This window comes from Streptomyces sp. NPDC093591 (assembly GCF_044764885.1).
GTDB lineage: Bacteria > Actinomycetota > Actinomycetes > Streptomycetales > Streptomycetaceae > Streptomyces.
Window position 1 is genome coordinate 288,526 of sequence record NZ_JBIWIY010000009.1, and the last position, 24,091, is coordinate 312,616.

The 24,091-nt window shown below is 70.1% G+C and carries 25 protein-coding genes; 20 read left to right on the plus strand and 5 right to left on the minus strand.

Features of this window, described 5'->3' with window-relative positions; translation table 11 throughout:
• Positions 1–32 precede the first annotated feature (32 nt).
• From ACIREI_RS21160 to ACIREI_RS21175, 4 genes are read left to right on the plus strand one after another with little or no spacing between them, the layout of a single operon-like run.
• The gene (locus tag ACIREI_RS21160; protein ID WP_403334806.1) at positions 33–1,340 is read left to right on the plus strand and encodes an ATP-grasp domain-containing protein; all 1,308 of its coding nucleotides are present in this window, start codon (positions 33–35) and stop codon (positions 1,338–1,340) included.
• Entirely contained in the window at positions 1,337–2,608 is a 1,272-nt protein-coding gene (locus ACIREI_RS21165) for a hypothetical protein (RefSeq protein ID WP_403334808.1), read from the plus strand. Before ACIREI_RS21160 ends, ACIREI_RS21165 begins: the two co-directional genes overlap by 4 nt.
• Positions 2,605–3,867: an MFS transporter gene (locus ACIREI_RS21170; RefSeq protein WP_403334811.1), complete on the plus strand. Its 1,263-nt coding sequence runs from the start codon at positions 2,605–2,607 to the stop codon at positions 3,865–3,867. The genes ACIREI_RS21165 and ACIREI_RS21170 overlap by 4 nt, the downstream gene beginning before the upstream one ends.
• A gap of 34 nt (positions 3,868–3,901) precedes the next feature.
• Entirely contained in the window at positions 3,902–4,588 is a 687-nt protein-coding gene (locus tag ACIREI_RS21175) for an ArsR/SmtB family transcription factor (protein WP_403334814.1), read from the plus strand.
• A gap of 25 nt (positions 4,589–4,613) precedes the next feature.
• Here ACIREI_RS21175 and ACIREI_RS21180 read toward each other — a convergent pair whose 3' ends face one another.
• Entirely contained in the window at positions 4,614–5,111 is a 498-nt protein-coding gene (locus tag ACIREI_RS21180; RefSeq protein ID WP_403334816.1) for a hemerythrin domain-containing protein, read from the minus strand.
• Positions 5,112–5,333: 222 nt separating this feature from the next.
• On the opposite strand from ACIREI_RS21180, the gene ACIREI_RS21185 reads away from it, so the two are divergent.
• From ACIREI_RS21185 to ACIREI_RS21200, 4 genes are all read left to right on the plus strand, one after another.
• A complete protein-coding gene (locus ACIREI_RS21185; RefSeq protein ID WP_403334819.1) occupies positions 5,334–6,314 on the plus strand; it encodes a superoxide dismutase in 981 nt (326 codons plus the stop codon).
• A 241-nt stretch (positions 6,315–6,555) separates the two neighbouring features.
• Positions 6,556–7,680, plus strand: a complete 1,125-nt coding sequence (locus ACIREI_RS21190; RefSeq protein ID WP_403334822.1) for a hydrolase — start codon at positions 6,556–6,558, stop codon at positions 7,678–7,680.
• Between the two features lie 146 nt (positions 7,681–7,826).
• On the plus strand, positions 7,827–8,621 hold the full coding sequence (locus tag ACIREI_RS21195) for a BTAD domain-containing putative transcriptional regulator (RefSeq protein WP_403334825.1): 795 nt from the start codon (positions 7,827–7,829) through the stop codon (positions 8,619–8,621).
• A 38-nt stretch (positions 8,622–8,659) separates the two neighbouring features.
• The gene (locus tag ACIREI_RS21200; protein WP_403334827.1) at positions 8,660–9,604 is read left to right on the plus strand and encodes an MBL fold metallo-hydrolase; all 945 of its coding nucleotides are present in this window, start codon (positions 8,660–8,662) and stop codon (positions 9,602–9,604) included.
• Between the two features lie 46 nt (positions 9,605–9,650).
• On the opposite strand, the gene ACIREI_RS21205 is transcribed toward ACIREI_RS21200, so the two are convergent.
• Positions 9,651–10,613 carry an aromatase/cyclase gene (locus tag ACIREI_RS21205; RefSeq protein WP_403334829.1) on the minus strand — a complete coding sequence of 321 codons (963 nt, stop codon included), beginning with the start codon at positions 10,611–10,613 and terminating at the stop codon, positions 9,651–9,653.
• A gap of 108 nt (positions 10,614–10,721) precedes the next feature.
• Here ACIREI_RS21205 and ACIREI_RS21210 point away from each other — a divergent pair, with 108 nt between their 5' ends.
• Positions 10,722–11,171, plus strand: coding sequence for a nuclear transport factor 2 family protein (locus ACIREI_RS21210; protein WP_403334832.1), 450 nt, complete (start codon positions 10,722–10,724; stop codon positions 11,169–11,171).
• 46 nt (positions 11,172–11,217) lie between these two features.
• Here ACIREI_RS21210 and ACIREI_RS21215 read toward each other — a convergent pair whose 3' ends face one another.
• The 3 genes from ACIREI_RS21215 to ACIREI_RS21225 are packed head-to-tail and all read right to left on the minus strand — an operon-like array spanning position 11,218 to position 14,052.
• Positions 11,218–12,252 (minus strand): LLM class flavin-dependent oxidoreductase, encoded by a 1,035-nt coding sequence (locus tag ACIREI_RS21215; protein ID WP_403334835.1) that lies wholly within the window; start codon positions 12,250–12,252, stop codon positions 11,218–11,220.
• Between the two features lie 43 nt (positions 12,253–12,295).
• Complete coding sequence (locus ACIREI_RS21220) at positions 12,296–13,033, minus strand: SDR family NAD(P)-dependent oxidoreductase (RefSeq protein WP_403334837.1); 738 nt, start codon at positions 13,031–13,033, stop codon at positions 12,296–12,298.
• Entirely contained in the window at positions 13,030–14,052 is a 1,023-nt protein-coding gene (locus ACIREI_RS21225) for an acyltransferase domain-containing protein (protein WP_403334840.1), read from the minus strand. Before ACIREI_RS21225 ends, ACIREI_RS21220 begins: the two co-directional genes overlap by 4 nt.
• A 160-nt stretch (positions 14,053–14,212) precedes the next feature.
• On the opposite strand from ACIREI_RS21225, the gene ACIREI_RS21230 reads away from it, so the two are divergent.
• The 11 genes from ACIREI_RS21230 to ACIREI_RS21280 all read left to right on the plus strand — a co-directional run bounded on the left by ACIREI_RS21230 (position 14,213) and on the right by ACIREI_RS21280 (position 24,036).
• The gene (locus tag ACIREI_RS21230; RefSeq protein ID WP_403334843.1) at positions 14,213–15,214 is read left to right on the plus strand and encodes a ketoacyl-ACP synthase III family protein; all 1,002 of its coding nucleotides are present in this window, start codon (positions 14,213–14,215) and stop codon (positions 15,212–15,214) included.
• Positions 15,215–15,263: 49 nt separating this feature from the next.
• Entirely contained in the window at positions 15,264–15,500 is a 237-nt protein-coding gene (locus tag ACIREI_RS21235) for an acyl carrier protein (RefSeq protein WP_403334846.1), read from the plus strand.
• Between the two features lie 58 nt (positions 15,501–15,558).
• Positions 15,559–16,827, plus strand: a complete 1,269-nt coding sequence (locus tag ACIREI_RS21240; RefSeq protein ID WP_403334849.1) for a beta-ketoacyl-[acyl-carrier-protein] synthase family protein — start codon at positions 15,559–15,561, stop codon at positions 16,825–16,827.
• Entirely contained in the window at positions 16,824–18,032 is a 1,209-nt protein-coding gene (locus ACIREI_RS21245; RefSeq protein ID WP_403334851.1) for a ketosynthase chain-length factor, read from the plus strand. Before ACIREI_RS21240 ends, ACIREI_RS21245 begins: the two co-directional genes overlap by 4 nt.
• Before the next feature lie 44 nt (positions 18,033–18,076).
• Positions 18,077–18,325: an acyl carrier protein gene (locus ACIREI_RS21250; RefSeq protein ID WP_403334854.1), complete on the plus strand. Its 249-nt coding sequence runs from the start codon at positions 18,077–18,079 to the stop codon at positions 18,323–18,325.
• The gene (locus ACIREI_RS21255; protein WP_403334857.1) at positions 18,322–19,269 is read left to right on the plus strand and encodes an LnmK family bifunctional acyltransferase/decarboxylase; all 948 of its coding nucleotides are present in this window, start codon (positions 18,322–18,324) and stop codon (positions 19,267–19,269) included. The genes ACIREI_RS21250 and ACIREI_RS21255 overlap by 4 nt, the downstream gene beginning before the upstream one ends.
• On the plus strand, positions 19,266–19,511 hold the full coding sequence (locus ACIREI_RS21260; protein WP_403334860.1) for an acyl carrier protein: 246 nt from the start codon (positions 19,266–19,268) through the stop codon (positions 19,509–19,511). The genes ACIREI_RS21255 and ACIREI_RS21260 overlap by 4 nt, the downstream gene beginning before the upstream one ends.
• Positions 19,511–20,743, plus strand: coding sequence for a hydroxymethylglutaryl-CoA synthase family protein (locus ACIREI_RS21265; protein WP_403334863.1), 1,233 nt, complete (start codon positions 19,511–19,513; stop codon positions 20,741–20,743). Before ACIREI_RS21260 ends, ACIREI_RS21265 begins: the two co-directional genes overlap by 1 nt.
• Positions 20,734–21,474, plus strand: a complete 741-nt coding sequence (locus ACIREI_RS21270) for an enoyl-CoA hydratase-related protein (protein WP_403334866.1) — start codon at positions 20,734–20,736, stop codon at positions 21,472–21,474. The genes ACIREI_RS21265 and ACIREI_RS21270 overlap by 10 nt, the downstream gene beginning before the upstream one ends.
• Positions 21,471–22,244, plus strand: a complete 774-nt coding sequence (locus ACIREI_RS21275) for a polyketide synthase (RefSeq protein ID WP_403334869.1) — start codon at positions 21,471–21,473, stop codon at positions 22,242–22,244. Before ACIREI_RS21270 ends, ACIREI_RS21275 begins: the two co-directional genes overlap by 4 nt.
• A gap of 76 nt (positions 22,245–22,320) precedes the next feature.
• Positions 22,321–24,036: a beta-ketoacyl synthase N-terminal-like domain-containing protein gene (locus ACIREI_RS21280; RefSeq protein ID WP_403334872.1), complete on the plus strand. Its 1,716-nt coding sequence runs from the start codon at positions 22,321–22,323 to the stop codon at positions 24,034–24,036.
• Positions 24,037–24,091 lie beyond the last annotated feature (55 nt).

The window sequence follows — 24,091 nt, forward strand, 5'->3', positions numbered from 1 at the left end:
CCGCACATCACTCACAGGAAAGGAACGGCCGCTTGAACCCGGACACCACGCTGCTGCTCGTAGGAGCCAACGACGAGACCGTGCAGAAGGCGAAGCAACTCGGCCTGCACGTACTGCTGTTGCAGCATCCAAGCAAGCTCAGTGCCGAACAGGAGCGACTCGCGGATGTCGTCCGGGTCCTCGACTACACCGAGTGGGGCGAGGTGGAACCGGTTGCCCGGGAGCTGCGGCAGTCACCCGGGTTCGCGGCCGCCCTGTCCATCACCGAGGCGGGGCTGGAGAACGCGGGGCGGATCAACGACCTGTTCGGCCTCGGCGGCACCGGCTACGAGGTGGCCCGGCGCATCCGCGACAAGGTGGCCATGCGCCGGCACCTGGCCGAGCGGGACCCGGCGGCGATCGGCGCGGCCCCGCTCACCGCACGCGAGGACCTCGACGCCTTCGCGGCCCGCCACGGCTACCCGTTCATCGTGAAGCCGGCCGACGGCACCGCAAGCCTGGGTGTCTTCCGGGTCGGCGCGCCCGCCGACGCCGACCGGGTCTGGGCCGAGGTGGAGCGGCTGCGCGGCACCCGCACCGACCGGGTGTCGACGCTGTTCGTGCTGCGGGACTTCCTGATGGAGGAGTACATCGACGGGCCCGAGTTCAGCGTCGAGTCGTTCAGCTTCGCCGGCCGGCACGTCATCGTGGCGATCACCGAGAAGTTCGTCGACCCCGACCGCTTCGCGGAACTCGGCCATGCCGTGCCGGCCCGCGTGGACGCTGCCGTGGCCGACGAGGTGCGGGCACGGGTGAGCGGGTTCCTGGATCTGATCGGCATCAGGGACGGCGTCTGCCACACCGAGGTGCGGATCGGGGCGCGCGGCCCCGCGATCATCGAGAGCCACAACCGCATCGCCGGTGACGCCATCACCGACCTGGTGGAGGGGGCATACGGCATCGACCTGGTGACCTACGCCCTCGGCTGGCCGTTCGGTCTGGTGCCGGAGCTGCCGGACACGCCCGAGGCCAAGGGCGGGGCAAGCACCCGGTTCCTGGTCGGCGATCCGGGGCGGGTCGCGTCGGTGGCCGGGGTCGAGGAGGCCCTGACCAGCCCGGACGTCCTTGTCGTCCGGCTGAGCGTAAAGCCGGGTGACGAGGTGCGCGCCCTGAACGACAACTGGGACCGGCTGGGTTTGGTGGCCGTCACCGGGCCGGACGCCACGGCCGCGATACGGCGGGGCGCGGAGCTGATCCGCGACACGGTCGAGATCCGGATCACCGACGCCGACGGCAACAGCAGCCGCGGCCGGGTCGCCGAGGTCGAGAACCTCGCGTTCGTCACGGGGGGCACGGCATGAGCGTACTGATTCTGCACCGGAACCCGTTCGAGCCGTTCCCGTACGGGCGTTGGCTGCACGACCACCCGGGCGACATCGTGGTGCTGGCCGCCCGCGACAAGCTGACGGCGTTCGGCGAGGAGGTGCCGACCGGGGATCACGGCTTCACGCATCTGGAGGTCCTGGACGACTTCGAGGACGAGGACCTGGTGCGGGCGCGGGCCTTGAAGCTCGCGGCCGAGTTCGAGGTCCGGCATGTCGTCGCGCATCACGAGGGCGATGTGATCCTGGCGGCCTGGCTGCGCGAGTGCCTCGGGCTCGAGGGTGCCTGGACCGCCGATGTCCAGCCGTTCCGGGACAAGGCACTGATGAAGGAGCACCTGGAGCAGGCGGGCATCGACATCGCGCCCTACACGGTGCCGCAGAACATCACGGAGGTCCTGGCCTTCGCCGAGCAGCACGGATTCCCGCTGGTGCTCAAGGACCGGGCGGGTTTCAACGCGATCGGCCTGCGCATCCTGCGCGACCGGGACGAACTGCTGCGGGCCGCCGCGGAGGCCTTCGGCGGCGCGCCGCGCGACGACCTGATCCTGGAGTCGTACGTGCCGGGCCGGATGTGCCACGTCGACGGTCTCGTCCTCGACGGCCGCACCGCGGTGGCCTGGCCGTCCCAGTACCAGTACGACCTCGCCTCCTACGGCTCGGACCCGGGCGCCCGCGTCGATCTGACCCTCGACCCGGACGACCCGCTGACCGAGCGTCTGCTGTCCCTGACCAACCGGGTGCTGGCCGCCCTGCGCCGGCCCGACAGCAGGCTGCAGGCCCATGGCTTCCACGCGGAGATCTTCCACACCCCGGACGACCGTCTCGTGGTGTGCGAGATCGCCTGCCGGCCGGGCGGCGCCAAGGTCCGTGAGGTCTTCCACACGCTGTTCGGCTTCAACCTCGGCGAGTACGCGACCAGGGCGGGCCTCGGGCTCCCGCTTCCCCTGCTCGAACCGAGCCTGCACGGCGGCACCCGCCCACGGCCGCGGTCCATGTCGGGGCAGGTGCTGATGATGAAGCGGCCGGGCCACGTCCGCTCCCTGCCGGCCGTCCCGGCCGACCCCTGGGTGGAGCGCTTCTGGCTCTACGGCCAGGTGGGCCAGGTCATTCCGCCTGCCTCGGGCTCGTCGGACTTCCTGACCTGTGCCGTCGCGTCGGCACCCACGCGCGCGGAGTGCGAGCGCAGGCTGCGGGAGCTCGGTGCGCGCTTCGAGGCCCAGACCGAGATAGCGACGACGCCGTGAAGCGCCTCTCCGTGCAGACCCGCTACATGCTCGGCATGGTGGTCGACGCGACCGGTAGCGGCATGTATCTGCCGCTGTCGCTGCTGTACTTCCACCACGTCACCGGGCTGTCGGTCACCCAGGTCGGCGCGATCATGACCACCGCGGCGCTGCTGGGCCTGGCGGGCAACCCGATCACCGGCGTCCTCATCGACCGCTACGGCGCCCGGACCGTCGTGGTCGGCGGATATGTGCTGCGGGCCGCGGGCTTCGCCGCCTATCCGCTGGCGGACTCGGCGGTCGCGATGTTCGCCGTGGTGGCCGTGGTCGCCTTCGGCGATGTCTCGTTCTCGCCGTCGATCCAGTCGTTCGTCGCGGAGATCGTGCAGGGCAGCGCCCGGGACAAGCTGCTCGCGGCCCAGCGCAGTCTGCGCAACGCGGGGCTCGGCGCGGGTGGTCTGATCGCGGGTGCCGCGCTCGCGCTGGGCGCCGGCACCGCCTTCCAGGCGATCGTCGTCGGCACCGCCGTGGCCTATCTGGCCGCCGCCGCGCTGATCCGCTCGATCCCGCTGCCCCCCAAGCCGGACGGGCCGCCGCCCGCCCGCGCCAAGCGCGGCTACCGGCTGGTCGCGCACAACCGCCCGTTCCTGGGGCTGACGTTGCTGAACGTGCCGACGGCGTTCGGGTACATGGTGCTTTCGGTCAGCCTGCCGGTGTACATCACGCAGGAGTTGGACGCGTCGGACTCGCTGGTCGGTGTCCTGTACGCCACCAACACGGTGGGGATCGCGCTGCTGCAGATCCCGGTGACCCGGCTGCTCACCCGCTACCGGCGCACCCGGGTCGCCGCGCTCGGTGGCGGGGTGTTCTGCGTGGCGTTCCTGTCGTTCGCCGCACTGGGCCTGATCTCGGCCCGGACGCCGATCCTGATCGGCGTCTTCGCCGCCACCCTGCTCTTCACGCTGGGCGAGCTGATGCACGGGGCGACCGCGTCGGCGCTGGTGGCCAGTACGGCACCGGAGGCCACCCGGGGCCGTCATATGGCGGTCTACCAGTTGTCCTGGGCGATCCCGACCGCGCTGGCCCCCGCCGTACTGACCGGGCTGCTCCAATTGTCCCCGGCGGGCATGTGGCTGCTGCTCGCGGCGGGGGTCGCCGGTTCGGCACTGGCCCTGGTCCGTCTCGAACCGCGGCTGCCGGCGCAGGCGGTGCGGGCGGGGACGGCGGCCGAGCCGGCTGTCGTCAAGGAGGAGGCGGGGCCGCGGGCCCCGCAGTCGTGACGAGTTCCGGCCGCGGGAAGCGAGAATGACACCCATGGGAGAGTTCATCGAAGCCGAGGTCTACTCGCAGCTGGCCCGGATCGGGAAGGCCCTGTCGAACCCGGTACGGCTGCGGCTGCTGGACCTGCTGGAGAACGGCGAGAGCGATGTGGAGGGCCTCGTCACCGCCTCCGGCGTCGGCCTGAAGAACACCTCGGCCCAGCTCCAGCAGCTCCGCGCCGCCAACCTGGTGAGCACTCGGCGGCAGGGCACCCGGATCTTCTACCGGCTGGCGGGACCCGAGGTGTCACGGCTCCTGGGCACCCTGCAGTCCTGCGCGGAACTCCGGCTCGCGGATCTGCGCCTCGCGATAGACGAGCTGCTGGGCAACGCCGATGAACTGAAACCGGTCACGGTGGACGAACTGCGAGCGCACATCGACGACCCACGGATCATGGTGGTCGATGTGCGCTCGGCGGCGGAGTACGCGCGGGGCCACGTGCCCGGCGCGATCTCGCTGCCCGCGGCGGAGCTGAGAGAGAAGGTCGACAGCTTCCCGCAGGACGTGGAGGTCATCGCCTACTGCCAGGGTCCGTACTGCGTCCTCTCCCCCGACCTGGTCCGCCTGCTACGCGGACACGAGATCCCGGCCCGGCCGCTGGAGGGCGGGCTGATCAGATGGCAGCGCGAGGGTGGGGCGCTGGAAACGGACGAGGAGTCCGCGGACACGGCTGCGCCCTGACGGATTCCGGCGCACCACCGGTGAATTATTGGGCCTCTTCGTCGGTGAGCAGGAACGCCGGTTTGGTGCGGTCCCAACTCGGCACGTTCAGCTCATTCAGCGCCGAGACGATCCGCTTTTCCTCGTAGGTGAAGTGAGTCTCGATGAGCGCGGCGAGACTGTCCAACTCGCGCTGGAATTCGGTGGGATCCGTCTCCCGGTTCAGTTCACGGACGAGCGTCTCGAGCCGTTGCAGGGAGTCGTCCACGAGTTGATGGTCGCGCCGCAATTCGTCCAGCACGGGACGCAGTTCCGGGAACTGTTCGGCGACCTTGACGAAGGCGAAGTCGTTTTCACCGTTGTGGTGTCGGTCCAATGCCGAACAGAAGGTCAGGCAGTGGGTGCGCAACTCGCGGACTCGGGTGCCGCCGGCGAGATAGGCGTCGACGTCCTGGCGCAGCGCTGCGAGCTCCTCGCGGAGCCATAGGTGTACTTCGATCAGCTGGTTGCCGAACGCGGTCAGACGACCGTGGGATTTAACCAAGGTTGTTCCATAAGCTTCGACGCCTCCATGCCCTCGACGGTCTCTTCGCCGGGTGCACGCGACGCTGATCCAAGGTCCTATCAACGCCACAAACGGTCTGTCAATCGCAATGGCTCGAAACAGACGCCGACCTGAAGCCGTCCGAACCCGCCTTGAGCCATTCTCCGGCGCGTTCTGTGAGCCTCCGCAGCGACACCGACAACGTCACTCACGGGGGCTGGCATGCAGAACACGGCACTCACTCGGCGAGGGTTCCTCGGGCTCGGCGCGGCCCTCGGTGGCGCCGCCGCGCTCGGCACCGTAGGCGGGACGGCGCGGGCGGCGGCAGGGCCCCGGCGGGACCCGTGGCCCACCACGCTGCAGCTGCCAAACGGTTTCCATCCGGCCGGTATCGGCCTCGGCCGCGCACCGTACGCGTACTTCGGGTCCCTGCTCGGTGGCGCGATCTATCGCGTGAGCCTGGCGACCGGCGAGGGCAAGGTCATCAACCCCGGCCTGGGTGAGGGCCACAACGCCGTAGGACTGCAGGTGGACCCGTATGGGCGGCTGTTCGTCGCGGGCGGCTGGGGGCGGATCATCACCGTCATGGACGCGGCGACCGGCGCGGTGCTGAAGACCTACCAGGTGGGCACCACCAACACCGCGGTCAACCACGTGGTCGTCACGGCGCGGGCGGTGTGGTTCACGGACGCCTTCAACGGGCTGCTGTTCGGGGTGCCGTTCGGTCCGCGGGGTGAGCTGCCGGCCCAGGACGAGGTCATCACGCTGCCGCTGTCCGGTGACTGGATCCAGGAGACGCCGGAGCAGATCACCGCCACTGGCATTTCGGAGACACCGGACAAGAGCGCCCTCCTCGTGGTCAATGCGTCCGCCGACGGTGGCACGCTCTTCCGCGTCGACCCTGCTGACGGAAAAGCGCGCCGCGTCGAGCTCGGCGGGCTGAAGCTGCCGACCACGAACGGAATCGCCGTACGGGGATGCACGTTGTACGCGCCCCGTCAGTACGACCTCGCAGTGCTTCGCCTCGGTCGCACCGGTGAGAGCGGCAGGCTGGTCCAAGAGGTCTCCGACCCCCGGTTCGACGTACCGTGTGCGGTTGGGGTATACGGCAACAGGTTGTACCTGCCGAACTCGCGATTCCCCCTGAATCCGACACCGGATACGAAATACACCGCTGTCGCCATACCGGTTCCCGCGCAATAGAATAATCTCGCTCGAATCTCACTAGAGGCGGCAGGTCGCCAATTGGTGTGACCCCGGTCACAGTCTATTCGAGCATCCCTCGGGTACGATCCCGGACCGGGGATCGATTCGATTCTCAAAATATGGCTGGCTGATTTCAACGGTGACTTTCGACCGATTTCACCGAGCATTGGCCGGGATTTCATTCCGGCAGCCAGAAGGGGGAAAAATGGCAGGAGTGTCTGCCGCGCAAATTAATAGCGTGCCCATTGCCGCAGAGGCGAGGGAAGTGGCGGCGCGTCATGCCGTATCGGCCGAAAAGGAGTGGCGTCCCGCTCCCGAATCCATCGAGGCCGTGGTGGCCGCCGGCTTCGCCCGGCACTTCGTGCCCCTCGACTGCGGTGGCAACGCGGGTTCCTTCACGGCGCTGAGCCAGGCGGTCGCCGAGCTCGGCGAGGCCTGTCCCGCGACGGCCTGGTGCGCCTCGGTCACCGCCCATCTCGCGCGGATGGCTGCCTATCTGCCGGTCGAGGGCTTCCGTGAGATCTGGCGGGACGGCCCGGACGCGGTGGTCGTGGGCTCGCTGATTCCCGGCGGTCACGCCGAACCGGCCCCCGGCGGCTGGCGGTTGACGGGGCGTTGGTCGTACGTCAGCGCGGTCGACCACTCGGACTGGGCGCTGCTCTGCGGCATGATCCCGACCGAGGAGGGGCCGCAGGCCCGGATGTTCGCGGTGGCACGCGCGGACTACACCGTGGTCGACAGCTGGTCCGACATCGGCATGCGGGCCACCGGGAGCCATTCCCTGTTCGTGGAGGGCGTCTTCGTGCCCGAGCGGCGGGTGATGGACCGGAACATCCTGCTGAACGGGCGCTCCGCCGGCTCCCCGGCGCCGTGCCACGCGGTACCGCTGCGCGCGGTCAACGCGCTGTCGTTCGCCACTCCGGCACTCGGGGCGGCACGCGGCATGCTCAAGCTGTGGCAGGACGGCGTCGCGGCGAAACTGCGCAAGCCATCGCCCGGCCCCGGGGTCTCCCGGGCGCCTTACGAAACGGCGCTGGCGCGCGCCGCGGGTGAGATCGACTCGGCGGAACTGCTGCTGGACCGCGCGGCACGGATCGCGGACGGGACGAGCGAACTGACCGCACTGCTCGAGGCGCGCAACCTCCGGGACTGCGCGCTCGGGATGGACCTGCTGGTGACCGCGGCGGACCGTCTCTTCAGAACCGCGGGCACCAGCGCTCATTCCGTTGACGCGCCTTTGCAGCGTTACTGGCGCGACGTCCACTCGATGGCCTCACACGTCGTCCTGCAGTTCGATGCGGCGGCAGGCATTTACGCGAGGGAAGTATGGGAGACATCCGCAGGTACTCCGCTCGCCACTTAGTGGCCTGAGTCGGAGAATGTTTGTGCTACGGGGGAGGGGCGGAATGCCGATTATCCATTGACTCGCACAGTGTCCTCAGGAATTGGAACGCTGATCGCCGGAATTTGATTCCGGAAAAGTCGAGAAATGGTGCAGAATTGCATTCGATGGAAATTGATGTCCTGGGATCGGTATCGGTTCGCTGGCAAGGCAAGTCGATAGTCCCGACCGCGGGAAAGCCCCGGCAGTTGTTGCTGCTGCTGGCCCTGCACTGCGGCAGCGTCGTACCGGTGTCGACGCTGATGGAGGAGCTCTGGGGCGACGCGATACCCCGCAGTGGGTCGACCACGCTCCAGACCTATGTGCTGCAACTGCGCAGGCTGATCACGGAGTCGCTGCCGCCCGACTCACCGCACACCGCGAAGGAACTCCTGGCCACGCACTTCAACGGGTACCAGCTGACGGTGGACCCGGGCTGGTTCGACCTGAGGGAGTTCGAGCGGATGGCGGGCCGCGGTGACGCGGCGCTCGAGGCCAGCGACGCCGAGGGTGCCTCCCGGTACCTCTCGCAGGCGCTGAACCTGTGGCGCGGCCCGGCACTCATGGACGTGCCCGCCGGCCGGGTGCTCGCCATGGAGGTGATCGGTATGGAAGAGGCCCGGATGCGCGTGCACGAGCAGCGGATCATCGCCGATCTGAGCCTCGGCAAGCACGGGATGCTGATACCCGAGCTGTGCATGCTGGTCGCCCAGCACCCGATGCACGAGAACTTCAGCGGTCTGCTGATGATCGCCTTCCAGCGGTCCGGCGCCTCGTGGCGCGCGCTCCAGGTCTTCCAGCAACTGCGCAAGACGCTGATCGAAGAGCTGGGTGTGGAGCCGTCCGGCCGACTGCAGCGGCTGCACCAGGCGGTGTTGTCCAACACCCCGAACCTGTCGCTCCCGCAATTCAGCCTGTCCTGACCGGCACCGACCGCATCACGAGCAACGAGGAGATTCCCATGACCCCGACACGAAGAACGGTCGCCGGTGAACCCGTGCTGCAGGAAGTGGCCGACGGTGTCTTCGCCTACGTGCAGCCCGACGGCGGTTGGTGTGTGAACAACGCGGGACTCATCGTCTCCGGCGAGGTGTCCGCGCTCGTCGACACCACGGCGACCGAGGCACGTTCACGAAGGCTCAGGGAGCAGGTGCTGGCACGGGGGCGTCGCGCGCCCGCCATGCTGGTCAACACGCACTCCCACGGCGACCACACCTTCGGCAACTACCTCTTCCCCGAGGCGACGGTGTACGCGCACGCCGAGGCGCGGCGGGAGATGCAGCAGGCGGGACTGCATCTCACCCAGTTGTGGCCGCAGGTCGTCTGGGGCGACATCGAAGTGGCCCTGCCACAGGTGACGTACGAGGGCGGGATGACGCTGCACGTGGGCGAACTCGCGGTCGAGCTGCTGCACCCGGGGCCCGCGCACACGGTCAACGACACCGTTGTCTGGGTGCCGGAGCGCGGGGTGCTGTTCACCGGGGACATCGTCATGTCCGGCGTGACGCCGTTCTGCCCGCTGGGCTCGATCACGGGGTCCCTGAAGGCCATCGAGCAGTTGCGCGGCCTGGAGCCCGTCGTCGTCGTGACCGGGCACGGTCCGGTCGCGGGGCCCGAGGTCCTCGACGTCGCCGAGGACTATCTGCGCTGGGTCCAGGGGCTGGCCAAGCAGGGCCTGGACGCGGGGCTCGCGCCGAAGGAGATGGCCCGCGAGGCCGACCTGGGCGCGTTCGCCGAACTCCTCGAGAAGGAACGGCTGATCCCGAACCTGCACCGCGCCTACGCCGAGGAGCGCAACGCGGCACACGGCGAGGCCTTGGACATCGGCGCCATGATCAAGGAGATGGGCACCGTCTTTCAGGAGATGGTCGCCTACAACGGTGGCCCGCTGACCTGCCACGCGTGAACCACCGCGGTGCTCGCCCTGCCGAAAGACAGGGCGAGCACCGCTTTCACGCGCCGGCGGACAGCAGATGCTCGCCCGCCCGCCGCAGGGTGGTCAGGCTGTTGCCGCTCAGCAGCTCCGTTGTCCTGGCACGGGCCTGCTCGGGCGTGGTGCCGGCGCCGAAGACGTCCTCGAGAGCGGCCGGGTCCAGGGCAACCTCATGACGCGCGACCACGGTGACACCGCCGTCGGTGGGGACGAGCCGCCATTCCCCGCTGTGTGCGCGCAGCGGCCGCGGCACCGCCGTCTGCTTGTAGACGATGCGCTCGTCCGGGAAACACAGCCTGATGGATCGCGTGCTGTGCGTGCTCCCGTCCTTGCCCGTCGTCTCCATCGTCATCGTCTGCACCTCGGCCCCGGCGGTCAGTTCCGAAGCCGCGGCCGTCTCCAGATCCAGCGCCGCCACGTGCGGCAGCCGCTCCGGCCACAGATCGGCCCGTTGCAGGAAGTCGTAGACCGCCGACGCGGGGGCGGCGATGTGGACCTCCTCGCTGAAGCCGAAGACCAGGCTGTCGAAGTCGTCGCCGTACTCCGCCCACTCCCGCACCGACGCCGTCTCGGCGTTGCTGTTGCGGTCCAGGGCCTCCTTCGCCCACCGCTCCGACTCCGGCGTCGGGTCGCTCAGCGCCCAGGTGTGCGCGAGGACCAGCCGGGCACCGTCGTCCACCCGCCAGTGCCCGCCCATGGAGGCCAGCGGCGGCCGGCTGTTCTCCTGCTCGAAGTCGACCCGTGCGGCAGCGGCGTCCAGCCGCCGCCGGGAGGTCCAGCTGCGCACCGAGTCCCCGGTGATCGCCCACAGCCGGATACGGTCCGCGCCGGGCTCCCGTTCGAGGACCTCGGCGTGCACACACGGCGCGAACATCAAGGGCCAGCGCGTCACATCGGAAATCAGCTCGAAAACGCGGGAGGACGAGGCGTCGAATTCGATGTCGTGTTCCGCGTAGTGGCTTCGGGATTCAGTAGACGTCATGGTCGCCGAGCCTTCCGGAAGCAACTCGAGGCGACCTCAAGGTTCTGTCGAGCGGCGCCGGTCACAGTGGGCCGAGTTCCCTGACCTCTTTTATCCAGTGGAGACCGCGTGCCCATTCCGTCAACGCCGCAGAACGGTACTTTCACCGATCTCTATGTGGAGATCCAGCAGTTCTACGCCCATCAGGTGCACCACCTCGACGCGCTGCACGCCGAGGAGTTCGCCGCCACCTTCGCCGAGGACGGCGTCTTCCACCACTCCGTGGGCGCACCGCCGGCGAAGGGCCGGGGCGAGATCGTCGCGGCGATCCGCGCCCATCAGGAGCGTAAGTACGGCACCGATCCCGCGCAGCGCCGCCACTGGTTCAACATGCTCCAGGTGATGCCGCAGGACGACGGGTCGATCGTCACCGAGTACTACGCGCTGGTCCTCGTCACCCGGCCCGGCGAGCCCGTCGCGGTGACGGCGCCGAGTTGCTTCGTACGGGACGTACTGGTGCGGGAGTCGGGGCAGTTGCTGAACCTCGAGCGCACCGTCGTCGCCGACCACACGCTGTGAGCGTCGGGGGACGGCCATGGCTCACGGCCGTCCCCCGCCTCTTGAGCTACGAGCCGACGCCGGACAGTTCGAGTGCCTCGGTCGCCTGCCGCAGGATCTGCAGGCGGCCGTCGAGGGTGGTGTCGTTCGCCGTGACCAGGATGCTGAGGGTGGTGACGCCCGCCTCGGCGAAGGCCCGCATCCGCTCGGAGATCCGCTCGAGCGGCCCGATCAGCGCGGTGGCGTCGATGAACTGCACCGGGATCGCGGCGGCGGCGCCCACTCGGTCACCGGCCAGGAGACGTTCGCGGAACTCGTTGATCTCCCGGCCGAACCCCATTGTCCTGGCAAGCGCGCAGTAGAAGTTGTCCGCGGGGTCGCCGACGCCGAGCAGCAGCGCGTAGTGCGCACGGAGCCGGTCGGCGGCATCAGCGAGATCGTCGCCGACCTGCATCGGTACGAACGGGACGACCTCGAAGCCCGTCAGGTCGAGACCGGCCCGCTCACGGCCGGTACGGATCTCGGCCACCGATTTGGCCACCTGGTCCGGGGTGGTGAAGCCGCTCAGCCAGCCGTCCGCGATCTCCCCGGCGAGCTGCAGGCTCTTCGGGCCCACCCCGGCCAGATAGAGCGGGATACCCCGGTTCGGCCGCTCGGTGAACAGGTGCAGGGGCGCGCCTTCGCGGCCGTGCGCGGGCAGCGTGAAGTGGTCGCCGGTGTACCGCACGGGGCCACCGTCCAGGGCCTGCCGGACGATCTCCACGTACTCGCGGGTGCGGCCGAGCGGCCGGTCGAACCGTACGCCGTACCAACCGTCCGAGACGTGCGGGTTGGATACCCCGAGGCCGAGCCGGAACCGCCCGTCGCTCAGCGCGTCCAGCGTGGCCGCGGTGAGGGCCGCCGTGCCGGGCGGCCGGGCCGGGATCTGCATGATCCCGGAGGCCAGGCCGATGCGCTCGGTCTGGCCGGCGACAAGTCCGAGCACGGTCGCGGCATCCGAGCGGAAGCCCTCGGAGGCCAGCGCGAGGTCGTATCCGAGGCGCTCCGCCTCCCGCGCCAGCTCTCCGGCGCACTGGTAGACGAGGTTCACTCCGAGACGCATGAAAACCCTTCCTTGGTGGGCGGAATCTGGGGGTTGGGCCGGTTCAGACCAGGTGCGCGCCACCGTCGACCAGCAGGACCTGACCCGTGGTGTACGTAGCCCCGATCAGCGACTCCACCGCCTCGGCGACGTCCTCGGTCTGGCCCACCCTGCGCAGCGGCGTCAGCGCCTTGACCTGTTCGGCGATGGGCGCGAAGAAGTCCTTGCCCTGGGTCCACGGTGTCTCGACCAGGCCGGGCGCGACCGCGTTGACGCGGATGTCCGGGCCGACGGTCTTCGCCAGCAGCCGCGTCATGTGTTCCAGCGCGGCTTTGCTGACGGCGTAGGGGATGGAGCTGCCGGCGGGGCGGCTGCCCGCGATGGACGAGACGTTGACCACGACACCGTTGCCGCTCTTGCGCAGCGCGGGAACAGCGGCGACGGTCGTCTGCCAGGTGCCGAAGACGTTGACCGCGAAGATCCGCTGCCATACGGCGAGATCGGCGGCGTCGAGGTCGCTGTGCGGGATGGGCTGGGACACGCCCGCGTTGTTGACGAGGACGTCGAGGCGGCCGTAGTGCTCCACGGCCGAGGCGACCAACTGCCTGGCCTCGTCCTCGACCGCGATGTCGGCGCGCAGATACACCGCGTCGGGCAGCTCGGAGGCCAGTTTCTCGCCGGCCTCCACCGACCGGGCGGAGTTGATCACGATCCGCATGCCCCGGCCGGCGAGCCTTCGGGCCACTTCCGCCCCGATGCCCGACGAGGATCCGGTGATCAGGGCGACGCGCTTCTCGCTCACAGCACTCCTTGGGTGCTCGATGCCACTTCGGACAGGGGGGATTCACTGGACAGGCCCTCGTCCCGCAGTACCCGCAGGCAGCGTTCGACGGCGGCGCGCTCGGCCTCCGGGGTGCCGGGGCGGGCGGGCAGCAGGGCGGTCACCGCGCTGCGCCCGGCCTGGACCTCGGGGTGACGCCGGGCGAGCGTGGCCAGGCCCTGTCCGGGCCCGACGTCGGCCAGCAGGTAATTGCCGGTGCCGAGCAGCTTGTCCAGGGTCGGCCAGAACAGGACCGGTGCGGCGGGCTGGTCCGCCCACATGCCGGGGTCGATGGAGTCGACCGGCCCGGTGGTGAAGGCCGACCAGAGCGGGATCCGCGGGCTGCCCAGTCGGAACTCCGACAGGGGCCGCGGATCGGTGAACAACGGGGCCAGTACGGGGCTGTGGAAGGCCGTGGTGGCGGCCACCCTGCGGACGGTGAATCCCGCCGCGCGCAGGTCCTCCTCGACGGCCAGCAACGGACCGTCGAGCGCCGCGAGGGCGATCTGCCGCGGGGCGTTCACCGCGCCCACGGCGACGCCCGGATGCCGGGCCAGTACGGGCGCCACATCGTGCTCCGCCGCGGAGACGGTGAGCATGCCGCCCGGCGGGGTCGCCTCGAGCCGGGTGACACGGTCGCGCATGAGCGTGACGGCGTCACCGACACCGAACACCCCGGCCAGCGTCGCGGCTACGAGCTCACCGACGCTGTGGCCGAGCAGCGCGGCCGGCCTGGCCCCGCGGCTCAACAGCATCCGCCCCAGCGCGTAGCCAACGGTGAACAGCAACGGCTGCGCCAGGCGTACGTCGTCAATGGGCACCGACGGCCGCTCGGACAGCCAGTCCGCGCGCATCCGTTCGGCGTCCCCGAACCGCTCGAGTACCTCGTCCACGGTCTCGGTGAACACCGGATCATGAGCGTACAGCCCCGCTGCCATACGGACGTGCTGGGCCCCCTGGCCCGGAAAGAGCAACACCAGTTGCCGGGTGCTTGATCCCATGCGCCGAGGCTGACGGTCCCGCTTCGAGGTTCACTAGAGCGCAGCTCTAGCCGGGTTCCACACCGGACGATCAACCTGGGCCGTCGGCGAACCTGGGAGGACCGGCGTGCGGTGGGAAGATGTCTATGTCCGTTCTTGTGCGACCTGGCTCCCGCCGGTGATGCCTGCCGAAGAGGCCGTCGCCGAGGGTCTGGTCGAGGCCGAGATCGTACGGCGGGCGCAGGTCACCGGCGTCACGGTGGCCGATCGGTCGGCGCCGGACATGGCCGTGGACGCCGCGCGGGAGGCGATGGCGAGGTCCGGCTGCGCGCCGGACGACATCTCGCTGCTGCTGCACGCGTCGTCGTACTACCAGGGCCACGACATGTGGGCGCCGGCCTCCTATGTGCAGCGCCTCGCGGTGGGCAACCACTGCCCGGCCATGGAGCTGCGGCAGACCTCCAACGGCGGCATGGCATCACTGGAGTTGGCGGCGGCCCACCTCGTGGGGACCGGTGGCACGGCGGCGCTCCTCACCACCGCGGACCGGTTCAGCCTGCCCGGCATCGACCGGTGGCGGTCGGACGAGGGCACGGTGCTCGCCGACGGCGCGACCGCGCTGGTGCTGGCCCGCGGCTCGGGGTTCGCGAGGCTCCGTTCCCTCGTGCTGCTGAGCGAACCGGAGTTGGAGGAAATGCACCGGGGCGAGGACCCGTTCGCTCTCGCGCCGCTGTCGGTCCGCAGCCCGCTCAGCGTGGGGGAGACGACCAAGGCGTATCTGCGCACCCCGGAAGGGCAGCGGTCCGTCGTCCTCATGGCGGCCCGGCAGCGCGAGTCGGTCGCCCGCGCCCTCGAAGAGGCCGAGGCCGAACTCGCCGGCATCGACTGGTTCGTCCTGCCCCACTTCGGACGGCGTCGACTGGACGTCAACTACACCCGGCGGATGGGCATCGACCCCGCGCGCACCCTGTGGTCGTGGAGCCGGGGTGTGGGGCATCTCGGGGCGGGTGACCAGTTCGCCGGGCTCACTCATCTGATCGAGACCGGTGCCGTACGGCCGGGTGAGCGCTGTCTGCTCCTCGGGGTGGGCGGCGGCTTCACCTGGTCGGCCGCGGTGCTCGACATCGCGGATGTGCCGGAATGGACCTCGCCCTTTTCTGCCGGAACTCGAGTGGATCTTTAGCCCTGCCGAGCAGAGTCGGCCCGAACCGCTGGAACTGGAGGGGAATCCCATGACGATCGATGATCTCCGCAGGATTCTGACCGAGTGCGCCGGAATGGACGAGGGCGTGAATCTGGACGGCGACATTCTCGACACGTCGTTCACGGATCTCGGTTATGACTCGCTGGCGTTGATGGAGACCGCGAGCCGCATCAAGGAAGAGTTCGGAGTGCGGATCTCCGACGAGGAGATCGCCGTGGTGGAGACGCCCCGGCTCCTGCTCGAGGCCGTGGCACAGGCGGCATGACCCGACAGCGCACAGGCACCGTAGGGACCGGTGCGACCTCAGGACGGAGAGGACGGTCGTGGCACGACGCTCGGTGATCACGGGAATCGGGGTGGTGGCCCCCGGCGGAGACAACACCAAGGCGTTCTGGGAACTTCTCACCGCGGGGCGCACCGCGACCCGCCGGATCACCGCCTTCGACGCGGACGCGTTCCGTTCGCAGGTCGCGGCCGAGGTCGACTTCGACCCGGCGGCGCACGGTCTGACCCACCGTGAGATCCGCCGGATGGACCGGGTCACCCAGTTCGCCGTCACGTGCACGCGTGAGGCGCTCGCCGACAGCGGGCTGGACCTCGACGCGGTGGACCCCGGCCGGCTCGGGGTGAGCGTCGGGAGCGCGGTCGGCGCGGCCACCAGCCTGGAGCGGGAGTACCTGGTGCTGTCCGACACCGGGCGGGACTGGCTGGTCGACCACCGCTATGCGACGCCGCATCTGTTCAACCACCTCACGCCGACCACGATCGCGACGGAGGTCGCGTGGGAGGTGGGCGCCGAGGGGCCGGTGGGACTGCTGTCCACCGGGTGCACCTCCGGGATCGACTCCGTCGGTTACGCCCATCAGCTGATCAGCGAGGGCAGCGCCGACATCATGGTGACCGGGGCGACCGAGGCTGCGGTGTCGCCGCTGGCCGCTGCCTGCTTCGACGCGATCAAGGCGACCACCCCGCGCAACGACGACCCCGAGCATGCGGCCCGCCCGTTCGACCGCACCCGTAACGGCTTCGTACTGGCCGAAGGCGCGGCCATGTTCGTCGTGGAGGACTACGAGCACGCCCGTCGCCGCGGTGCCCGTATCTACGCGGAGATCGGCGGCTATGCGACCCGCTGCAACGCGTACCACATGACCGGTCTGAAGGTGGACGGCCGGGAGATGGCCGCGGCGATCACCGCGGCGCTGGACGAGGCGCGCATGCCGGTCGACGCGGTCGACTATGTCAACGCGCACGGTTCGGGCACCAAGCAGAACGACCGGCACGAGACCGGGGCGTTCAAGCGCGCGCTGGGCGACCACGCCTATCGGACGCCGGTCAGCTCCATCAAGTCCATGATCGGGCACTCGCTGGGCGCGATCGGCTCGATCGAGATCGCGGCGTGCGCGCTCGCCATCGAGCACGGGGTCGTGCCCCCGACGGCCAACCTGCACGAGAAGGACCCGGAGTGCGACCTGGACTATGTGCCGCTGGTCGCCCGTGAGCGCCGGGTCGACGCCGCGCTCACGGTGGGCAGTGGCTTCGGCGGTTTCCAGAGCGCGATGGTCCTGCGCAAGGGGCGAGGAGGGGACGCATGAAAACGGTCTTCACCGGGCTGGGCGTGATGGCGCCCAACGGGACGAGCGCGGAGGCCTACTGGGCGGCGACCCTGGAACAGCGCAGCGGCATCACCGAGCTGGAGCGCTTCGACGCCTCCGGGTATCCGGCCCGGCTCGCCGGGCAGTTGCGGGACTTCAAGGCCGAGCAGTTCCTGTCGAGCCGTCTGCTGCCGCAGACCGACCGGGTCACCCGGCTGGCGCTGATCGCGGCGGACCAGGCGCTGCAGGACGCCGGCGTGGACCCGAAGTCCTTCGACGACTTCGACATGAGCGTGATCGGTTCGAACGCCACGGGCGGCTTCGAGTTCACCCACCGCGAGATCCAGAAACTGTGGACGCACGGGCCCGAGCGGGTCAGCGTGTACGAGTCCTTCGCCTGGTTCAACGCGGCCAACACCGGCCAGATCTCCATCCGGCACGGCATGCGCGGCCCGGGCAGCGTGCTGGTGGCCGAGCAGGCGGGCGGACTCGACGCGATCGCCCACGCCCGACGGGTCGTACGCCGCGGGGTCCCGCTGTCCGTCACCGGTGGCGTCGAGTCGTCGTACGACCCGTGGGGCTGGGTCTCCCATCTGGCCACCGGCCGGATCAGTACCGTGCCCGACCCGCAGCGGGCCTACCTGCCGTTCGACGCGGCCGCCGGCGGCTACGTCCCCGGCGAGGGCGGTGCCTATCTGATCCTCGAGGACGAGCAGGCGGCGAAGCAGCGAGGTGCCGCCCGCATCTACGGTGAGCTGGCCGGGCACGCGTCCACCTTCGATCCCCGGCCGGGCTCCGGTCGCCCGCCGGGGCTGGCCCGGGCCATCCGCCTCGCGCTGGCCGACGCCCGGCTCGAGCCCGGCGACATCGACGTGGTCTTCGCCGACGCCGGCGGCATCCCGGAACTGGACCGGGCCGAGGCCGAGGCCATCGCGGACGTGTTCGGCCCGCGCGGTGTCCCGGTCAGCGTGCCCAAGGCCCTGGTCGGCAGGCTCTACGCCGGTGGCGGCCCGCTCGACCTGGTGTGTGCCCTGCTGTCGCTGCGCGACGCCGTCATTCCGGCCACCGCGCACGTCCGGGACGTACCCGCGGACTACCGCATCGACCTCGTACGGGGCGAGCACCGCAGCGCCCCGGTACGCACCGCTCTCGTGCTCGCGCGCGGCAACGGCGGCTACAACTCGGCGATGGTCGTACGTCGATAACACGTCGGCCAGACATACGTGAGGGAAGAACAATGGCTGTTTCCTTGAGTGATTCCTCGATTCGGGAAGAACTGCGCGTGCATCTCGCGGAGGTCCTCTATCTGGAGACCTCCGAAATAGACGACGAGGCGACCTTCGCCGATCTCAGCCTGGACTCGGTGCTGGGTGTCGAGCTCGTCTCGGTCATCAACACCAAGTACGGGCTGGATGAAAGCGTCGACGCGGTCTTCGAGCACCCGACGGTGACGAAGCTCGCCGACTACATCCGCGAGCGGGTGGCCGCACAGACATGACCTCGCCTGTGACCCTGCGGGCGCCGGTGCTCCTGGACGGCAGCTGCGTGGCCCGGCACGTGACGGTCTCTCCACACATGTGCGGCGGCAGCTCGTCGATCTTCGCGCAGCTGGGCGACTGGACCTGGGAGACGGTCGCCGCGACCTGCGAGACGAACGTCTACGACGCGCACACCGTCGACGGGCTGCCCGCCTACCTGTCGTTCTACTACTTCCATGTGCGGGGCAACGCCGAGGTCCACCCGCATGGGCTGACGTTCGGCGACGAACTGACCGTCACCTCGCGGGCGTTCGACTTCGGAGGGGAATCCGTGCTCACCCTGCACCGGCTGTCCAAGGCCGACGCGGCGCTCGATGTGCTGGACCCCGTGGAGTTCTACGAGCGGCCGCGGGCCGACAGCCTGTATGTGCAGAACTTCAACCGCTGGATCTCCCGGGGCCGGCCGGACAGCAACGAGGCGCTGGTCCAGTCCTCGCCGCCGGATTTCCGCCACGACCATCTGCCCGTACTGCCGGAGCGGTACTCCCCGCGCGGGATCGCCTCCCGCGCGCGGAAGAACGGGTCGTTCCACCCCGACGGCATCGCCGGATACGTCGCCGGGGAGGAGTTCACCACCGAGTACGACCTCGATGTGGTGCATGACTTCAACGGGGTGGGCCTGCTCTATTTCGCCTCGTACTTCTCCATCATCGACACCGCGCTGTTGCGGCTGTGGCGGGAACTCGGCCGCACCGACCGGGAATTCCTGGCCAGGCGAATCCTGGACCACAAGCTCGGCTACTTCGGCAACGCCGATTTCGGTGCCCGGCTCACGATCAGTGTGCGGCTCTGGCACAACAGCGACGCACCCGGTGACGAGATGGCCGATATCGCCGTGCGTGAGGCCCGTTCGGGGCGGCTGCTCGCGGTGTGTGTGATGCACCTTCTCAGGGAGCGGGCATGAGCCGTCGCAGTCAGGTCGAGGAGACGGTGCGGGCGGTGATCGGGGAGATCCTGCCGGACCTGCCCGCCACCGACGTCACCTTGGACAAGAACCTGCGCGACCTCGGCGCGGACTCGGTCGACCGGGTGGAGATCATCTCTCTGCTCATCCACCGGCTGGCGAGCAAGGAACCGATCTCCGACTTCGCCGACATCCCGCACATCGGGGCGCTCATCGACCATCTGAGCAAGGGGAGCGAGTGATGCGGCCGATCGGCATCGAAGGGCTGAACGCCTACTGCGGGCTCGCCCAACTGCCCGTGCCCGCCCTGTTCGAGGGCCGTGGCCTGGACCCGGACCGGATCGGCAACCTCATGGCGGACCACCGTTCGGTGCTCCTGCCGTGGGAGGACCCGATCACCAACGCGGTCAACGCCGCGAAGCCCCTGGTGGACGCGCTCGGTGCGGACGCGGAGCAGATCGAGCTGCTCGTCACCTCCACCGAGTCGGGAGTCGACTTCAGCAAGTCGATCGCGTCGTACGCCCACCGGTATCTCAACCTGTCGCCGCGCTGCCGGATCATGGAGGTCAAGCAGGCCTGCTACGGCACCACCGGGATGCTCCAGCTCGCCGCCGGATATCTGGCGGGGCAGCCGAACCCCGGTGCCAAGGCCCTGGTGATCGCCACTGACATCAGCCCGATGGACGAGCGCGCCCGGTACGCCGAGCCCACCATGGGCAACGGCGCGGTCGCGGTGCTGGTGTCCGCCGAGCCCCGGGTGCTGACCCTGGACCAGGGCCGGTCGGGTCTGCACACCTTCGAGGTCATGGACACCGCCCGGCCGGCCCCCGACCTGGACTTCGTCAACCCCGACCTGTCCCTGCTCAGCTATCTGCAATGCCTGTCGGCCAGTTACCAGGACTACGTCCGGCAGGCCCCGGAGACGGACTTCACCGGCACCTTCGATCACCTGGTGATGCATACGCCGTTCCCCGGCATGGTGAAGGCGGCGCACCGCAAGCTGATGCGCGAGGTCGCGCCGGCGAAACCGGCCGTCGTCGAGGCCGACTTCACCCGTCGCGTCGTCCCGTCGCTGACGTACGCACGCACCGTCGGGAACCTGTGCTCCGGGTCCATCTATCTCGCCCTGGCGAGTCTGATCGACCACGGGTCCGACGTCGAGGGTGCGCGGGTGGGGCTGTATTCGTACGGCTCCGGCTGTGCCTCGGAGTTCTTCAGCGGGGTCGTCACGCCCGGCGCCCCGCGGGTGCTGGCAGCGATGGGCATCGGGGACCGGGTGCGCGCCAGGCGGGAGATCACCTTCGAGGAGTACGAGAAGCTGCTGCCCGCGGCCCGCTCCTGCCTGGTGCCCCAGCAGGACCGCAGCGTCGACCTCTCCGCCTGCGACGAGTTCCTGGAGCCGTTCCGCTCGCACGGGCCGACGCTGGTGCTGACGGGGGTCGACAACTTCCACCGGGCCTACGCATGGCGCTGAGCCGCATCGCCGTCGACCGGTCACGGCCCCCCGTCGTCCGCGTCACCCTCGACAGCGAGGCCACCGGGAACCGGCTGGACGAGCCCATGCTTGCGGAGCTGACCGCCGTACTGGACGAGGCCGAAGCCACCCCGGGCGTCCGGGTGTTCGTCCTGGACGCCGTCGGGGACACGTTCTGCGCCGGCTGGGCGCTGGACGCCCTCGAATCGGCCTGGCGCGAGCGCATCGCGGCGGTCGGCGGGCTGCTCACCCGGCTCATGGCGTCGCCCCTGATCACCATTGCGTCGGTGGACGGAGCCGCCCTCGGCGGTGGCGTCGGGCTGGCGGCGGCCTGCGACCAGGTCGTCGTCGGGGAGCACGCCACGTTCCGGATGACCGAGGTCCTGCTGGGGCTGATCCCGGCGGCGATCCTCCCGGTGGTGGCCCGGCGCGTGGGCGGGCATCGCGCCTACGGGCTGGCGCTGACCGCGCGGGAACTGTCGGGGCCTGAGGCCGTCGAGGCCGGGCTGGCGGACCGTCAGGGCGGGAAGGCCGGGCTGCGCCGGATCCTGCTCGCGCTGCGTGCCGCCGATCCCGCGGCGCTGGTGGCGCTCAAGCAGTACTACGCCGAACTGGTCCCGGCCCCGGCACAGCAGGAAGAACTTTTCATCGAGGCCCTCGGCCGGCGGCTCGCCGATCCTCAAGTGCACCGCAGGCTGGCCGAGTTCCGGGAACAGGGGTTGATAGCGTGACCGCCACTGCAGCAGTCGTCCTCGAGGTGGACGGGCCCCTGGCCACCGTCCGGCTCGGGGACGCGGCCGGACACAACCGGCTCTCCGCCGAACTGCGCACGGGAATGACCGACGCGCTCCGGGACGCGGCTGCCGATCCGCGGGTGCGGGTCGTCGTCCTCGAAGGGCTCCCCGAGATGTTCTGCGCGGGCGGCTCCATCGACCAGATGCTGAGCCCCCATGAGCAACGCATCGTGCCCGTATGGCAGTTCCTGCGCGCCGTGGTCGACTGCCCGGTGCCCGTGGTCGCCGCCGCGCAGGGCCACGCCCTGGGGGGCGGGTTCCTGCTCGCGCTCTACTGCGACGTCGTCGTCCTCAGCGACCGGTCCCGCTACGCCGCGAACTTCCTCACCTACGGCTTCACGCCCGTCCTCGGCGCCACCTATCTGCTGCCCGCCAAACTGGGTGCCGCGCTGGGCTCCGAGATGCTGTACTCGGCCCGCAGCTACCGCGGCCGGGAGCTCGCCGAACGCGGCGCCGGCGTGGCCGTGACGGCTCATGACAAGGTCCGCGCCGAGGCGCAGCGGACCGCGCTGCGGATCGCCCAGGCACCGCGGGACGCTCTGGAGCGGCTGAAGGCACAGCTGCGCGAGGAGACCCTCGGGCGCGCGGAGGCGGCGCTGGCCCGGGAGATCCCGGACCACGAGGCCACCATCGGCGGCGCCGAGGCCCGCCGCCGCATCCGGACCCTGCACGGCGAGCGGATCGGCGCAGGCCAGGGGCCGTCCTGATGCGCACCGCCCCCGACAATCCCATCCCGTTGACCCGGCAGGCCTCGTGTCGCCGTACCCAGGTTGGTGGTCCCCGATGAAAGACGATGACCTCGTACCGATCGCGATCATCGGCATGTCCTGCCGGGCGGCCGGCGTCGAAACGCCGGCCGCGCTGTGGGACATGCTGGCGAAGGGCGAGCGGCGCTTCATGCCGGTCCCCGAGGACCGCTGGCACGGTCTCGACCCGGGGATCGAGCTGCCGACCCCGCCCGCCGCGTCGCTGCTGGACCGGATCGACACCTTCGACGCCCGGTTCTTCGGCATCGCGCCCCGGATGGCGGCGTGGATGGATCCGCAGCACCGGATGATGCTGGAACTGGCCTGGCACGCCGTGGAGAACGCCGGCATCGATCCGGACCGCCTCGACGGCGAGCCGGTCGCGGTGTTCGTCGGGTCGTTCATGTCCGACTACCGCGAGCGGATCAACGCCCGCGGCCTCGCCGACAGCGCGGCCTTCCCCGGCGGGATGACGGCGTTCAGCGCCAACCGGGTCTCCTACCAGTTCGGCTGGACCGGGCCGAGCATGGTGATCGACTCGGCCTGCTCGTCCAGCCTGACCGCCCTCGCCCTCGCGGTGCAGGGACTTCAGCACGGCGCGTACCCGATGGCGCTGGTCGGCACGCCGAGCGTGATCAGCAACGGCTTCTACGCGAACACCGCCTACCGCGGCGGTGCCCTCTCACCCACCGGGGACTCGGTTCCGTTCGGCACGGAGCGGGACGGCTATGTGCGGGGCGAGGGCGGCGCGTGCGTCCTGCTCAAGCGCCTCGACCAGGCGCTCGCCGACGGTGACCCCGTGCACGCGGTCATCCGGGCGGTCGACACCGCGCACAACGGGCGGGGTGGCGGGCTCACCGGCACGGACATCGACTCGCAGGTGCAGTTGCTGCGCCGGACCGCGGCCGCCGCCGGCCGGTCGGTCGCCGACATCGGCTACCTCGAGGCACACGGCTCGGGCACGCCCAGCGGTGACGCGGTCGAGGTGGCCGCGCTCGCGGAGGCACTGACCGGCCCTGATGGGCGTACGGCCACACCGGCCGGGCCCGGTGGCAAGGTCTGGGTCGGCTCGATCAAGGCCAGCATCGGCCATCTCGAAGCGGCCGCCGGTCTGATGGGCCTGGTCAAGACGGTGCTGGTGCTGCGGCACGGCCGTATCCCGCGGATCGCGGGCCTGACCGAGGCCGATCCGGAACTGCCCATCGCGGGCACGGACGTCGCCATCGCCGTGGACGACGTGTCCTGGCAGCGCGGCGACGTGCCCCGGCTCGCCGGGGTCAACTCCTTCGGCCTCGGCGGCGGGATCTCCCATGTGCTCCTTGAGGAGGCCCCCGTGGTCCGGGAGCCCGAACGGCACGGGCGGTATGTCGTGCCGCTGTCAGGCCAGGACGAGGCATGCCTGAAGGAGCTCGCCGACCAGCTGCTCGCGGAGCTCGACGGCGCCGAACCGCCGAGCCTGGCCGCGGTGGCGCGGTCCCTGCAGAGCGGTCGCCGTGCGCAGGCGGTGCGGGCGGTCGTCGTCGCCGAGGACCTGTCACAATTCCGCGACGGACTGCACGAGTTGTCGGCGGGCAGGGTCCCGGACGGTGCTGAGGACCCGGTGGCGCAGGCGTGGCTGCGGGGGGAGCAGGTGGACTGGGAGACCTTGTGGGAGCCGGGCGAGTCCCGTGCGCGCGCGCATCTTCCGGGGTCGCCGTTCCGTCGCCGGTCGCACTGGTTCGACAGGATGCCGCCGGGCGCTGCCGCCGGGTGAACCAGAGCGAGTGAATCCCCTGTGAATCCAGACATTCTGAGTGATTTCAGCCAGT

Coding starts and splice junctions, on each gene's coding strand:
- ACIREI_RS21165 (WP_403334808.1), top strand. CDS start 1,337: ATGAGCGTACTGATTCTGCACCGGAACCCGTTCGAGCCGTTCCCGTAC.
- ACIREI_RS21175 (WP_403334814.1), top strand. CDS start 3,902: ATGGGAGAGTTCATCGAAGCCGAGGTCTACTCGCAGCTGGCCCGGATC.
- ACIREI_RS21185 (WP_403334819.1), top strand. CDS start 5,334: ATGCAGAACACGGCACTCACTCGGCGAGGGTTCCTCGGGCTCGGCGCG.
- ACIREI_RS21195 (WP_403334825.1), top strand. CDS start 7,827: ATGGAAATTGATGTCCTGGGATCGGTATCGGTTCGCTGGCAAGGCAAG.
- ACIREI_RS21200 (WP_403334827.1), top strand. CDS start 8,660: ATGACCCCGACACGAAGAACGGTCGCCGGTGAACCCGTGCTGCAGGAA.
- ACIREI_RS21205 (WP_403334829.1), bottom strand. CDS start 10,613: ATGACGTCTACTGAATCCCGAAGCCACTACGCGGAACACGACATCGAA.
- ACIREI_RS21215 (WP_403334835.1), bottom strand. CDS start 12,252: ATGCGTCTCGGAGTGAACCTCGTCTACCAGTGCGCCGGAGAGCTGGCG.
- ACIREI_RS21225 (WP_403334840.1), bottom strand. CDS start 14,052: ATGGGATCAAGCACCCGGCAACTGGTGTTGCTCTTTCCGGGCCAGGGG.
- ACIREI_RS21230 (WP_403334843.1), top strand. CDS start 14,213: ATGCCTGCCGAAGAGGCCGTCGCCGAGGGTCTGGTCGAGGCCGAGATC.
- ACIREI_RS21235 (WP_403334846.1), top strand. CDS start 15,264: ATGACGATCGATGATCTCCGCAGGATTCTGACCGAGTGCGCCGGAATG.
- ACIREI_RS21245 (WP_403334851.1), top strand. CDS start 16,824: ATGAAAACGGTCTTCACCGGGCTGGGCGTGATGGCGCCCAACGGGACG.
- ACIREI_RS21255 (WP_403334857.1), top strand. CDS start 18,322: ATGACCTCGCCTGTGACCCTGCGGGCGCCGGTGCTCCTGGACGGCAGC.
- ACIREI_RS21260 (WP_403334860.1), top strand. CDS start 19,266: ATGAGCCGTCGCAGTCAGGTCGAGGAGACGGTGCGGGCGGTGATCGGG.
- ACIREI_RS21265 (WP_403334863.1), top strand. CDS start 19,511: ATGCGGCCGATCGGCATCGAAGGGCTGAACGCCTACTGCGGGCTCGCC.
- ACIREI_RS21270 (WP_403334866.1), top strand. CDS start 20,734: ATGGCGCTGAGCCGCATCGCCGTCGACCGGTCACGGCCCCCCGTCGTC.
- ACIREI_RS21280 (WP_403334872.1), top strand. CDS start 22,321: ATGAAAGACGATGACCTCGTACCGATCGCGATCATCGGCATGTCCTGC.